This window comes from Streptomyces sparsogenes, from assembly GCF_001704635.1.
Lineage (GTDB): Bacteria > Actinomycetota > Actinomycetes > Streptomycetales > Streptomycetaceae > Streptomyces > Streptomyces sparsogenes.
Map to the genome: position 1 here is coordinate 1 of NZ_MAXF01000022.1, position 13,032 is coordinate 13,032.

General features: G+C 71.7%; 12 protein-coding genes. 5 read left to right on the plus strand and 7 right to left on the minus strand.

The features are described from left to right. From BBH68_RS03940 to BBH68_RS03955, 4 genes are all read right to left on the minus strand, one after another. Positions 1–1,575, minus strand: a 1,575-nt coding sequence (locus BBH68_RS03940; protein WP_141712951.1) for a tetratricopeptide repeat protein, incomplete at its 3' end; no start/stop codon positions are given. Positions 1,576–1,754: 179 nt separating this feature from the next. Then, the gene (locus tag BBH68_RS03945) at positions 1,755–2,192 is read right to left on the minus strand and encodes a hypothetical protein (RefSeq protein WP_065958849.1); all 438 of its coding nucleotides are present in this window, start codon (positions 2,190–2,192) and stop codon (positions 1,755–1,757) included. Positions 2,193–2,303: 111 nt separating this feature from the next. After that, complete coding sequence (locus BBH68_RS03950; RefSeq protein WP_076971005.1) at positions 2,304–3,251, minus strand: GntR family transcriptional regulator; 948 nt, start codon at positions 3,249–3,251, stop codon at positions 2,304–2,306. Between the two features lie 343 nt (positions 3,252–3,594). Continuing rightward, entirely contained in the window at positions 3,595–4,113 is a 519-nt protein-coding gene (locus BBH68_RS03955; RefSeq protein WP_065958850.1) for a recombinase family protein, read from the minus strand. A 147-nt stretch (positions 4,114–4,260) separates the two neighbouring features. Between BBH68_RS03955 and BBH68_RS03960 the strand changes: the two genes are divergently transcribed. The 3 genes from BBH68_RS03960 to BBH68_RS03970 all read left to right on the plus strand — a co-directional run bounded on the left by BBH68_RS03960 (position 4,261) and on the right by BBH68_RS03970 (position 7,007). Then, positions 4,261–5,442, plus strand: a complete 1,182-nt coding sequence (locus BBH68_RS03960) for a helix-turn-helix domain-containing protein (protein WP_065958851.1) — start codon at positions 4,261–4,263, stop codon at positions 5,440–5,442. A gap of 72 nt (positions 5,443–5,514) precedes the next feature. Then, positions 5,515–6,414: an aminoglycoside phosphotransferase family protein gene (locus tag BBH68_RS03965; RefSeq protein ID WP_065958852.1), complete on the plus strand. Its 900-nt coding sequence runs from the start codon at positions 5,515–5,517 to the stop codon at positions 6,412–6,414. Between the two features lie 161 nt (positions 6,415–6,575). Further along, positions 6,576–7,007: a protein-tyrosine phosphatase family protein gene (locus tag BBH68_RS03970; RefSeq protein WP_065958853.1), complete on the plus strand. Its 432-nt coding sequence runs from the start codon at positions 6,576–6,578 to the stop codon at positions 7,005–7,007. A gap of 131 nt (positions 7,008–7,138) precedes the next feature. Here BBH68_RS03970 and BBH68_RS42530 read toward each other — a convergent pair whose 3' ends face one another. Both BBH68_RS42530 and BBH68_RS03980 read right to left on the minus strand, forming a co-directional pair. Further along, positions 7,139–7,696 (minus strand): hypothetical protein, encoded by a 558-nt coding sequence (locus BBH68_RS42530; protein WP_174588977.1) that lies wholly within the window; start codon positions 7,694–7,696, stop codon positions 7,139–7,141. Further along, positions 7,696–8,409, minus strand: a complete 714-nt coding sequence (locus BBH68_RS03980) for a hypothetical protein (protein ID WP_076971003.1) — start codon at positions 8,407–8,409, stop codon at positions 7,696–7,698. The genes BBH68_RS42530 and BBH68_RS03980 overlap by 1 nt, the downstream gene beginning before the upstream one ends. Positions 8,410–8,597: 188 nt before the next feature. Between BBH68_RS03980 and BBH68_RS03985 the strand changes: the two genes are divergently transcribed. After that, positions 8,598–9,161 carry a GNAT family N-acetyltransferase gene (locus BBH68_RS03985; RefSeq protein ID WP_065958854.1) on the plus strand — a complete coding sequence of 188 codons (564 nt, stop codon included), beginning with the start codon at positions 8,598–8,600 and terminating at the stop codon, positions 9,159–9,161. Between the two features lie 166 nt (positions 9,162–9,327). Here BBH68_RS03985 and BBH68_RS03990 read toward each other — a convergent pair whose 3' ends face one another. Then, complete coding sequence (locus tag BBH68_RS03990; RefSeq protein ID WP_065958855.1) at positions 9,328–11,400, minus strand: MDR family MFS transporter; 2,073 nt, start codon at positions 11,398–11,400, stop codon at positions 9,328–9,330. A gap of 210 nt (positions 11,401–11,610) precedes the next feature. On the opposite strand from BBH68_RS03990, the gene BBH68_RS03995 reads away from it, so the two are divergent. Beyond that, a complete protein-coding gene (locus BBH68_RS03995; RefSeq protein WP_065958856.1) occupies positions 11,611–12,945 on the plus strand; it encodes a peptidoglycan-binding protein in 1,335 nt (444 codons plus the stop codon). Positions 12,946–13,032 lie beyond the last annotated feature (87 nt).

Sequence of the window (13,032 nt, forward strand, 5' to 3'; positions counted from 1 at the left end):
GGCGAGGTTGTTGCGGGAGGCCAGTGTGTCAGGGTGGTCCTCACCCAGGACGCGGATGCTGTCGGTGAGCGTCTGCTCGTACAGCGGGATGGCGCGACCCGAATCCCCAGCCGACGCGTAGGCGCCTGCGAGGTTGTTGCCGGAGGCCAGTGTGTCAGGGTGGTCCTCACCCAGGACGCGGATGCTGTCGTTGAGCGTCTGCTTGTACAGCGGGATGGCGCGACCTAAGTCCCCCGCCGACGCGTAGGCGCTGGCGAGGTTGTTGCGGGAGGCCAGTGTGTCAGGGTGGTCCTCGCCGTTGATCCTTGCTGAGGTGGCGGCAGACCGATGCGCGTACTGGGTCGCTTGAGAGAGACGACCCTGACCACGCAGGAAACGCGAAGCGCTGTACAGAATCCAGTCTGTTTCGGCGGTGTCCGTTTCCGGGTGGGTGTGGGTGAGGTAGGCATCGATGTGAGGGAGGAGGGCGCGCCAGCGTGGCCATCCGGCGGTGTTGGTCTCCGGGGCGTCGGGCAGTGCATCGTGGATCAACGTTGCGGCGGTGGATTGTGCTTGGCTGATGGCTGTGTCGCTGCGGTGGGGGTCTTGAGCGTCTGGGGTTCGGGCCAGTGCTTGGAGGAGGCGGTGCATGGCGCTGGTGCTCTCGGTGAGGGTGATCATGCTGAAGTCGTTGAGGAGAGCGAGGGCGTCGGTGTCCGCGTCGGGCTCGTCGGCGATGCCGTTGAGGAGGTCGCGGGGTATGTCGTGGGGTGCGAGCCAGGCCATGACGCGCAGCAGGTGAACGGCGAGTGGGTCGCGTTCGGCGATCGTGTCGAGTGTGACGCGCCAGGTCCGGGCAATGGTGATGCTGTGAGGGTCGCCGTTGCCGGGAGTATTGAGCATGCGGGCGGCTTGGGTGCGGAAACGGTGTAGGTAGGCGGAGTAGGTGTTGCGTGTGCGGCGTATGTACGCACCGGCTTGCTCCAGAGCCAGGGGGAGGTATCCGAGTTCGTCAGCTAGCTCCTGAGCTGCTGAGGCTTCGCTGTTCGGGTCGGACCTGGTGAGTTGGTACAGCAGACTGGTGGCTGCCGTTGGGGCAAGGACGTCCAGGTGCAGGGGCGTGGCGCCTAGGTCGTGCCAGCCGTAGGTGAGGCGGCTGGTGATCAGGTGGTCGCCGCTGGTGAGTCTGGCGAGGTACGGGGCGAGGTGGTCGGGGTGGGTGGCGTTGTCGAAGACGAGGAGCCATCCGGGATGAGTGTCGAGCCAGGTCAGGGCCCATTCAGCCAGGTCTGCGCTGGGTGCACTGCTGGTATTGGTACCGGCGTTGACCCGGGCGGTGAGCTGGGCCAGGGAGCTGGTGATGGTCTCAAGAGTCTCGGCGTCGATCCACCAGACCGCTGTGTAGTCGGTGCGGTGGGTGTGGGCGAAGTGCATTGCCAGAGTGGTCTTTCCGATGCCGCCGAGCCCGGATATGGCTTGGGTGACGACATGCGTGGCTGCCCGCTCGTTCCTGGGCTGTAGCGCCTGTTCCAGGGCGGCCATCTCCGCTGCGCGACCGACGAATCGGTGACCGACGGGGCGCGGGAGGTTGTGCATCCCGTGAGGGGTAGAGACGTCGGCGGGCGGTGGGAGCACCAGAGGGGCCTGGACGGTGGTGTCTCCGGTGAAGATGGCGCCGTGGTTCGTGCCCACGGCGGGTGACCGGGCCCCGGAGGTCATGGGGGCCTGGTGCTGCGGTGCTGCGCTGTGCGTCATGGCTTCACCCATGCCGGGGCTCAGGCTGTGGTGTCGCCGGTGTGGATGGTGCCGTAGTTGGTGTGAACGGCTGGTGACCTCTCCCCCGACGTGGAGATGGTGACCGACCCGGGCGCCTCGGGGCGTGCCCAGCCGGCGATGTCGGCGGCGATGTCCGGATGGGCCGCGAGCAAGCGGCGGATCTGCACGCGCAGTGCGGCGGCCAGGTCCGCGTCGTCAGGGCTCTCGGCCAGCTCGGCGACGGTGCCGGCCAGGGCTTCCTGTTCGGCGGTGGCCGTTTCACCGTCGTCGGGGGTGTCCCGGCCGGTGAGGCGTCGCAGGATGCGCTGTCCGAACGAGACGGTGGCGTCGGCGGCGTCGCTTTCGACCCTGGCCAGCACTGCGGCCCCGTATGCGGTGATCGCCGTTGTGGCGTACGGCGCCACGTCCTGCGCGAGCTGCACTACATCAACGGACATGGCCTTCCCCCTGCTCCCTACACGGTGAGCGACCTAGCGTAGCCCTCCGTGCCGGTTCGCGGGTACAACGACGCGTCGGCGTCGGAGGCTGGTGCGGCTACCAGTCGGAGGTCAGGTGCCCCGCGTCACGCTCAGGGGCCTGGTGGCGGTGATGTGGTAGGTGAGTTGGGCGCGGTCGGCGCTGGCGCGGAGTTCTTCGAGGATCAGAGGCCGGTCGTGGTTGCCGAGTGTGACGCGGGCGGTGTGCATGATCGGGGTCGCGTCGGGGATGTCCAGCGTGCTGCGCTCGTCGGGGAACGGCATCCGGGCGCTCACGGTCTCCTGCCAGGTCAGCTTGTGCCCGGCGGCGGTGAGGATGGCATAGATCTGCTCGGGCTCGGTGTCCGGTGCTTCGGCTAGCTGTTCGGCTTCGTCGGCGGCGGTGGCGAACGGGATGAGCACGCGGTGCATGGCGCGGGTGCCGGTCTTCGGGTCGGTCAGCAGCCGGTCAACGCCGAAGAGGGCTTCCCCCTCGTCGAGTCCGAGCAGCGGGCCGGTGGTGGCCGTGGTGGTGGTGCGGTAGATGGTCGGGGTCTCGGCCTGTTCCCACGTGTGGTGTCCGGTGTGGAAGGTCTTGCCGGTGCGCGTGATGGTCCGCTCGATGGTGACGGCGGGGGCGGGGATCGCTCGGACGTAGCTGCCCTTGCCGTGGATGACCTCGATGAGCCCTTCTGCGCGGAGTGCGGCGATGGCCTTGCGGACGGTCGGGCGGCTGACCTTGTAGCGCTCGATGAGTTGGGTCTCTGAGGGGAGCGGGCTCCCGGGCTTGTACTCGCCTGCCGTGATGCCGCTGCGGATTTCGGCGGCAACCTGCTGGCGCCACCGCGCCTTCGGGGCCGCGAACAACGACCAGAGCATGATCGCCGCCAGGGGCGTTCCCACCCCCAGAAGGACACCGGTGGCCTCGTCGTGCGCGACGCTGAATCCCCACCAGCTCAGGCACGCGAGCGCGGCGAGTTCGAGCAGGAACGCCAGGAACTCGTTGGCGGCGTACCACGGCCGTCTGTCGATCAAGGTCATGGAGCCGGTTCCTCTCGGCGTGGGCAGGCAGGGCTAGTCTCTGCTCGATTCTCGAACACATTCGGCACACACCCATTGCGAGCGTGCGATCAACTGTGTCCGCTCCTTCGGATGCTTGCCACACCACTCCGACGGCCCGGCCCGGTTGGGCAGGTCCCGCTTGATCAGCATCCCGATCATTTCCCGGGGCTTCAGCGGCTCGCCTTCAGGTGCTGACTCCTGCGTCATTCCTCTTCCTGGGCCGGAGGCTCCGGCTCGGGGGCCGGGGTCACGGTCTCGTTCTCGTACACGTCATACCCGTTGACCTCTTTTTCGCCACCCATAGCGGCGCTCCCTTCTGTCGTCATGGGTTTCTCAGGTGGTGGGACAAAGACTCGTGCGGTACGAGCGTCGTGCCGGGCGCTACCACCTGCCCGCGCCTGCGCAGAAGCTTGCGCGCGTCGTCGAACGCTCGCCCAGGCGGCGGAGGCGGAGCGGTGAGTCGTCCGCGACTGGTGCCCTCCCCCGAGTCGTCCTCACCCCTGGCCGTGACACACACTCCGCCGGCCAGGCTGACGAGCCGACGCAGACGCGCGCTCTCCTCGTCGTTGTTGCTGATGCGTCCCCAGTCGGCGACAAGGCAGACGATCTTGCGGCCCTGCTCCTGTGCCTCCATCGCCGCCACCATGCCGCGCCAGTGGGGCCGTCGGTCCGTCAGCGCGACGTCTCCGCGGTCCACCCACTGGCCGGCGACCTCCCACTTCATGTTGACCGCGTACGTCCGGCACGTCGCGATTCGACTATTCAGGCTGTCGGTCTGCGCCGTCGCCTCGCGGTCGTAGATGAAGGCGAGAGTTGGGCTGTCCGCCCCGTCCTCTGTCACTGGTCGCTCCCCGGCTCGATGTCGTTGCCGTCTGTACCCAGGCAACTACTGAGGAGCCGTGATCAGTTCACACGGAAGTTGCACAACCACGGGTCAGATCCCGCTGGACGCAGGGACGAACGTACTTGCGCGTGCGATGGTGGGGTCATGCACAGCGCACCGTCAGCGGGAGAGAACATCGCGGTCCTGCGGAAGGTCCGCGGAATGAGCCAGACGAAACTTGCCCGCCTCATGAAGATCTCGCTCTCCTATCTGAGCAAGATCGAGACTGGCCTTCGTCCAGCCACTCCTCCTCTTGTGGCTGCCGCAGCCTCGGCTCTGCGCGTGACGACAGCGAGAATCTACGGTGATCCATTCGCCGATCCGTCGACGCAACACGAGTTGATGAACGACTTGCGCGCTGTTGTCCGCAGGCACACGCTTCCCAGGGAAGACGTTCCTCCGCCCGACGAGCTGGCAGCCTCGCTCAAGAGGGCGGCTCAACTACGGGCAGAGACCGACTACTTGTCGCTACTCAAGCTCCTTCCGACGCTGCTCGGCCAGGCAACCGCAACCGCCATGGCGTCCGGCGGCGACGCCACCGCGTGGGGCCAGGTGGCCGACGTGTACAGCTGCGCCTACGCCGTCGCGCATCGATTCCGTCAGCCGGACCTGGCAGACATGATCGTCGCGCGGCAGACATGGGCAGCACAGCAGACGTGGAACCCCAGCGCCGAGGCGGCTGCCGCGTGGAACGAGGCAGGGACGTACCAGAGCGCTGGTGAGTACGCTGATGGCCTCGCCATCGTGGAGCGGGCCATCGTGCGCTACGAGTCGGCTCCGGGCGATGGACTGGAGCACGTCGTCCATCTCGGATCGCTCCACCTCCGCGGCGTCGTCCTGGCCTCCCGCCACGAGGACGCAAAGGCCACCGCGGACCACGTCCGGCGGGCGAAGGCCCTCGCTGAGCGCATCAAGGGCCCCGACCTCCTTCAGCACAATCTGACGTTCGGCCCGGGTAACACAGCGCTTTATGAACTGGCTGCGCAGATCGAGCTGAACGCACCGGACAAGGCGGCTGAGGTAGCGGGGCCGCTGCTGAAAGAGCCTCCCGCCGGTCTGAAGCCTTCCCGGGTCGGCCGCCTGGCCATCGACGCCGCCCGTGCCCGTCTCGCGACGAAGGATCTGACGGGCGCAGAGGACGCGTTGAAGTACGCGTTCCGGGTGGCCCCTCAAATGGCCGAGATCCATCCCATGGCTCGGGAAGTCCTGCGGGTGCTCTGGACCATGCACCAGCGCAGCCGTCCGGATCTCCTCCTCATGGCGAAGCGGGCAGGACTCGCCGACTGAGGCTCCGTGCGCCGGTCGGCCGGGTGAAAAGCGTTTGACGTTCCTTGTCGTCCGGCGGTCTGATGACGCGCCATGAGCACAGGGCAACTGCACCCCGGCATGCACCCGATCGACGACGACCTCGTACGGCGGCTGGTCGCCGGGCAGTTCCCGCAGTGGGCGGAGCTGGAGGTGCGGCGGTTTCCGTCCGGTGGCACGGTCAACGCCATGTACCGGCTGGGCGAGGACATGGCCGTACGGCTTCCGCTGGTCGAGGGCGGGGCCGACGACGTGGCGCGGGAGCAGAGGTGGCTGCCGAGGCTCGCGCCGCGGTTGCCCGTGCCCATTCCCGAGGCGCTCGGGGACGGGGTTCCCGCCGAGGGGTATCCGTGGCGGTGGTCGGTGTACCGGTGGCTGGCGGGGGAGAATCCCGAGGAGGGGGCGCTGAGCGAGCCGGTGCTGCTGGCCAAGGACCTGGCCGCGTTCGTGGCGGCCATGCGGGGCGTCGCCCTGGCGGGTGGGCCGCAGGCCCATCGCGGCGGGCCGCTGGCGTCGCTCGACGCGGGGACCCGGGCGGCGATCGAGGAGTTGCGCGGGATCCCGCAGGAGGGCGTGGACTGCGATGCCGTCAGCGCCGTATGGGAGGAGGCGCTGCGGGCCCCGGAGTGGGACGGGCCGCCGGTGTGGCTGCACGCCGATCTCATGCCGGGCAACCTGCTGGTGGACGGGGGCAGGCTGACCGCGGTGATCGACTTCGGGTGTCTGGGGGTGGGCGATCCGGCCTGCGATCTGTTCCCGGCGTGGAATCTGCTGCCCGCCGAGGCGAGGGAGGTCTTCCGCGAGGCGCTGGGCGTGGACGACGCGACCTGGATCCGGGGCCGGGGCCGGACACTCTCGCAGGCGCTGATCGCGCTGCCGTACTACCGGGAGACGAACCCGGCGATGGCGCGCAACGCCCGGCATGTGATCCGGGCGGTGCTGGAAGAAGGCTGAGGTCGGCGTGTGTGGGCCGCGCCGGCAGCGGTTGATGTCGGTGGTGGGGAGCGCGCCGCCGCCGGACGAGCGGCCGGGGAACCCCTGGAGTAGGGGATCAGCCTTCAGCGGTGAGCTGAACCCCGGGGGGTGACGGGGCGGCGCGGCTACCCTCGCTCGACATGATCACCACGTGGGAGCCCACGGCCGCGGGCGTGTTGCGGCTGCCGTCGGGTCGGCTCGTACGGGGCAGGGGGCTGCGCCGGCCGCTGCCCGCCGGGCCCGAGCCGGACTTCGCGCTGTATCTGCTGGGCAAGGAACCCCCGGCCGTCTCGTGGGAGGCGCGCTGGGTCCGCTGGCCGGACTTCCGGCTGCCGTCCGACAGGGTCGCGGCCGGGGAGGCGCTGCGCGAGGCGTGGGAGCGGGCCGCGTCGGAGCGGGTCGAGGTGGCGTGCGGCGGCGGGGTCGGCCGTACGGGCACGGCTCTGGCCTGCCTCGCGGTGCTGGACGGGGTGGCGAGCGGCGAGGCGGTCGCCTACGTCCGCGAGCACTACGCGGCGCGCGCCGTGGAGACGCCCTGGCAACGCCGCTTCGTCGCCCGCTTCACGCCGTAAACGCCATGAACTGGCCTGCGGCCGTGGCCGGTTGACGGGTGCGGGCACGCCGCCGCCTCCGGCGCGCCGGATCGTGGCGCGCCGGAGGCGGCGGCGTGTCGCTGCGTCGTCGTTCCGCGGGGGCCTGCCGGTCAGATACTCAGCAGGCGCTCCAGGACGTTGCGGTAGCCACGCATGGCCAGCCGCAGTTCCTCGGTCCGTACGGCGCCCGCCCCCTCGGCCTCGTCCTCGCTCCAGGTGTCGCGCAGCGTACGGCGGCGGTCCGCCAGGAGTTCGGTGAGACGGGCGGAGAGTTCCTCGAGGAGCCGGTCGGCCTCTTCCACGGCGCCGCGCGGGGCGTCCACGAAGCCGCTGACCGCGTGCCGCAGGCGTTCGGTCAGCTCGTTGTGGTCGCTCGGCGGGATCACCGGGAAGGGCGGGCCCTCGGGGTCGGCCCCCGTCACCCCCGCAACCCCGGGGGCCGCCGGGGCGCCGACCCCGGTGGCACCAGCGGCGCTCGCGGGGCCCGGGGCCCCGGTGCCCGTGGTCCCGGGGCCGGGGGTCCCGGTAGCCGCCCCCGGTGTCGGGGCCGCCCCCGGCGTCGTTCCGGGGGTCCCGGCCGCGGGCGCCGCCCCGGGTGCGTACGGCGCCTTGGCGGTGGTGGCGTGGCCGCGTGGCGCGGCGTTCGTGTCAGGGGTGGTCTCGCGCATCAGAGGTCACCCCGTCCCATGTTCCCGCCGCGCATGGCCCACGGCGCGTGCTGCCGGGTGCCGAGCCGGTGGCGCATGCCGCCGCCCCGGTGATCGCGGGTGCCGCCGCCGAACCGGCGCCGGTGGTGGTGTTGCTGGTGGGCGGTGTCCTTGCCGTCCGCGCTGTGGTGCGGCGGCTTGACCAGGTCCTCGAAGAGGGCCCGGGCATGCACCACGGCCTCGCGCAGCTCCTCGGTGTCCGCCCGGCCCTCGCGGGCCCGCAGGGCGGCCGCGTGGATCTGGCGGTAGCCCTGCACGCTGTCCGCGTGATGCACCGACAGGGCCGCGACCTGCTCGTCGTAGCGCTCGGAGGGGAAACCGCGGTCGTGGGCGAGGTGGGCCAGCAGTTGGTCGGCGTCGGCCACGGCACGGGCGGGCTGCTCGATGAACTCCTCCTGCACCCCGGCCCACTCGGCCACATAACGCTCGCGCAACTCGCCGGAGAGGGGCTGCGTCTTGAGGTCGCCGTGCCGCCGCAGCCGCTCGTCGAGCTCCCGCTCGGCCGCCTTCGTATCGCCCGCGTGGCGGGCGACGGTCAGGTCGTACTCGGGTCCGAAGTGGCGTCGCAGAGCGCGGTTCCGGCCTCCGCCGCGCGCTCGGGCGATTCCGACGGCGAGCGCGGCGACGATGACGACGGCAGCGACAACCACGATGATGGTCGTGCCAGTTGACATGGTCTGCTTCTGCCTTCCACAGGTGCCCCCTTCCGTCCGGGGGCTGGTCCTCTTCGGGTGTCCCGGTCCGCCGCCGTCAAACTAACGGGCGTTCAGGGGCGGTCGCGGGACGGCGGGGTCCCGCGAGGCGAGAGGCCGGGGGATCAATTCGCGTGCGCGGCCCGGCGGCGGCTGTCAGGATGCCCGCCATGAGCAGCACGCCCCGCACCCGCACCCCCGCCCTCACCACCGCGCCGTGGGCGGTCGCGCCGCGCCCGGTCGACGACCCCGTCTCGGCCCGGCTGCTGCGCGAGTACCTGGTCGATGTGGCCGACCGCTGGTACGAGCTGTACGAGGAGCGGTCCTCGACGCCCGAGGAGATCGATCGGCACCTCGCCGAGATGCCGAGCGACGACCTCGCCCCGCCGCACGGCGTCTTCCTGGTGGCCCACCACGCCGGCGAACTCGCCGGCTGCGCGGGCGTGCGGCTGCTGGAGGAGGGCGGCGCGGCGGAGCTCAAGCGGATGTTCGTACGGCCGGACAAGCGTGGCCTCGGCGGCGCCGGCGTGCTCCTCGCGGCGGCCGAGGCGGCCGCGCGCGAGCTGGGCGCCGGGCGGATGGTGCTGGAGACCCGGCTGGACCTCACCGAGGCACGCGCCCTGTACGCGCGCCATGGGTACGTGGACGTGCCGCCGTTCTGCGAGGGGCCGTACTCGGAGGTCTGGCTGGGGAAGGAACTCGGCGACCCCCTCGGCACCCCGCTCGCCGACTGATTCGGTCCTCCGCTCGGCAGCTGACTCGGTCCTCCGCTCGCTGGCTGACTCGGCACTCCGCCCGCCGGCTGAAACGGTCCTCCGCCCGCCGGCTGACTCGGCGCGCCGCTCACCGGCTGAATCCGCGCCCGGTCAGCGCACCGCTCGACGGCCCGCCGCCGCGCGCTCACGCCTCTCGCGGCGGCTCCGGGCGGCGGGCGTCCCCGTCGTGCGGCTGCTCCGCGTCCGAGCCGCACAGCTCCCGGTTCAGCTCGCGCACCAGCTCCATCAGGTCGGTCGGGCGGTCCGGGGACCACCAGTCGCCCAGCAGCTTGGCCAGGGACTCCTCGCGGGCGCGGTAGAGCCGGTCCGCCGCCTCGCTCCCCTCCCCCGTGGGCACGAGCGCCAGCCCCTCCCGTACGCCGAGCTTCCGCTCCTCGATCTGCCGGGCCGCCTCCGTGATGACCCGCAGCGGCACGGTGGAGCGCTCGGCCAGCAGGAAGGGTTCGACCGCGCCGTCGCGGCTCATGCGCAGCAGCATCCAGCTCGCGGCCGGTTTGAGGTCGAGGCCGGCGTGTCGGGTGATCTCCTCGTAGATCCGCTTGCGGCCCTCGCGGTTGCCGAGCACCGAGAGGGCGCGCGCGGCCTCCTCGTGGGAGGAGCGCTCGACGGGGTTGGTGGCGACGACCTCGCTGGCGTCGGGCGCGGTGACGCTGGCCCGCAGCGGCTCCTCCTTCAGGAACCAGGCCAGGACGAAGGCGATCAGCACGATGGGGGCCGCGTACAGGAACACGTCGGTGATGGAGACGGAGTACGCGTCCAGCACCCTGGCCCGCAGCGCCGGAGGCAGCGTCCCCACGGCCCTGGGGTCGGCGCTCAGCGCGCCGGGGTCGACGCCGGGGGGCAGCCGCCGCCCGGCCAGCACGTCGGTGAGGTGCGGGGCGAGGCTGCTCGCGAAGAGCGCGCCGAAGACGGAGACGCCGAAGGAGCCGCCGATGGAGCGGAAGAAGGTGATGCCGGAGGTGGCGACGCCCAGGTCCTGGTAGCTGACGGCGTTCTGGACGATGATCACCAGGACCTGCATGACCAGCCCGAGCCCGACGCCGAAGACGAAGAAGTACGCGCTGGTCTCGGCCACGCCGCTGGCGGGCCGCAGCTGGTGCAGGAGCAGCAGCCCGAGGGCGGTCACGCCGGTGCCGAGGATCGGGAAGACCTTGTACCGCCCGGTGCGGCTGATGAGCTGGCCGGAGCCGGTGGAGGCGAGCAGCATGCCGAAGACCATCGGCAGCATGTGGACGCCGGACAGGGTCGGCGAGACGCCCTGCACGACCTGGAGGAAGGTCGGCAGGTAGGTCATGCTGCCGAACATCGCGAAGCCGACGACGAAGCCGATGACCGAGCAGAGCGCGAAGGTGCGGCCGCGGAAGAGCTTCAGCGGGAGGACGGGTTCCGCGGCGCGCCGCTCCACCCGTACGAAGGCCGCCAGCAGGACGAGCCCGAGCAGCCCGAGCCCGACGATCTGCCAGGAGCCCCAGGGGTAGTTGACGCCGCCGAGGGAGGTCATCAGGACCAGGGCGGCGGCGACGGCGGCGATGAGGAGGGTGCCGAGGTAGTCGATGGTGTGGTGGGCACGCCGGACCGGGATCTGGAGCGCGGCGGAGATGACGGCGAGCGCGACGATGCCCAGCGGCAGGTTGACGTAGAAGACCCAGCGCCAGCTGAGGTGGTCGACGAAGAGCCCGCCGAGCAGCGGCCCGAGGACGCTGGTGGCGCCGAAGACCGCGCCGAAGAGACCCTGGTAGCGGCCGCGCTCCCGGGGCGAGACGATGTCGCCGACGATCGCCATCGACAGCACGATCAGCCCGCCGCCGCCCAGCCCCTGGAGCCCGCGGAAGGCGATCAGCTGCGGCATGTTCCGCGCGAGCCCGCACAGCGCCGAGCCGACGAGGAAGAGCACGATGGCGCCCTGGAAGAGCCGCTTGCGCCCGTACTGGTCGCCGAGCTTGCCCCACAGCGGGGTGGCGGCGGTCGAGGCGAGCAGATACGCGGTGACGACCCAGGAGAGGTGTTCCAGGCCGCCGAGGTCGCTGACGATCGTGGGCAGGGCGGTGGCGACGATGGTCTGGTCGAGGGCGGCGAGCAGCAGGCCGAGCAGCAGGGCGCCGATCGCCACGAGGACGGTCCGCTTCGTACGGGCCTCCCCCGGCCCGAGGGCCACGGGGCCCGGGGCAGGGGTCGGGCGGCTCGCGTCCTGCGCCATGGTGGCTCCTCGACCGCGCGGCCGCCCGCCTCCGGGCGCCGCGCTCGCACGCTCGTGTCGTCCTTGTGCTCGTCCTCACCCCCATCCTCGCCTTTATGTCCCGCTATGGCCCGCCGAGAAGGTCCACACCCGGGGACCACCCGGGGGAAGCGCTGCGCGGAACATGACAGGCTCTGCATAATCGCTGCGACTCCAGGGAGGGATAGACCCGTGACGGCAGACCTCTGCCCGCACTGCTTCGCACCGGCGCGCGCCAACGGCCGCCCCGGTTGCGCGTGCGCCGCGCGTGCCGCCGCCGCGGCCGCGGCGGCGGGCGACAGCGAGGACCGCATACGCGACGACCGCGACGGCACCCGTGGCCGCGACGCCACAGGCGTCACCGGCACCACCGGCACCACTGACACCACCGGCGACCGCAGACGCGACGGCTTCGACGACGAGATCCGCGACGACCCGATGGGCCCGCGCCCGTACGTCACGCTCTCCGGCGAGGGCCGCCGCAAGGGCCCCGAGCTGCGCGACATACGGCTGTTCGAGCGCATGACGACCCGCAGAGCGACCCGCGACGCCCACGATGCGGACACGGATTCCGGACAGGGGAACAGAGGGGACAGCGCGAACAAAGCGGACGCAGCGGGCGGAGCCGCCGGTACGGGCGGAGCCGCCGGTACGGACTGGGCGACCCGTACGGACTGGGCGGCCGGCAGGGGCAGCGGCGACCGGGCGAGCGGCACGGACCGGGCGAGCGAGCCGCACGGCGCCGACACGGCCCCGGGGGCCGCCGCCGCGACGCAGGCCTTCGAACCCATCACCCAGCCCATCGACACGGTCGGCGCCCCACGCCCCGGCGCCGGCTCGCCCGCCGACTCGCCCGACTCCGCCGACGGCGGGGCCGGGGCCGGCCTCGGGCGCCACCGCAAGAGCCGACGCGGCCCGGTGGTGGCGGTGCTCTCCGGGGCCGCCGCCGTGGCGGTGGCCGGCACGCTGGCCTTCGGCACCGGTTTACTGGGCGGCGACAAGAAGCACGACCAGGACAGCGATCGGGCGCTGTCGGACGCGAGCTCCAGCGCCCCGGCCGACGACCCGACCACCGAGGACGGCGAGCCGTCCGGCAAGGCGTCGCCCTCGGCCTCGTCGGCCACGCCCACCGCGACGCCGTCCGCCTCCAGGCACGCGAGCGCGAGCCCGCGCCCCAGCCGGTCGCCCTCGACGCTGAAGTCGAGGGACGCCTCCAGGACGGCCGTCCCGCCCACCCCCTCGGCGACCGACGCGAGCGGCAGCGTCTCCCCCGACCCGACCGAGAGCCCGACCCCCACCGGCCCGCCCGTACTGCGCGAGGGCGACAGCGGTCCGGAGGTGGTCGAGCTGCAGAAGCGCCTGGGCCAGCTGCTGATCTACCTCGGATCGGCGGACGGCGACTTCGACGACGGCGTACGGAACGCGGTCTCCAGCTTCCAGACCACCTACGGGGTGGAGGGCGACCCGGAGGGCGTGTACGGGCCCCAGACGCGCAAGGCGCTGGAGGCGCGGACCGACGAACCGTAACGAGGAGGCGAGCCGTAAGGAGCGGCGGGCCGTGAGGAGCAGCGGGCCGTAGGGGCAGGGAGCCCGTGGCCCGTCCGTGGGCCGCAA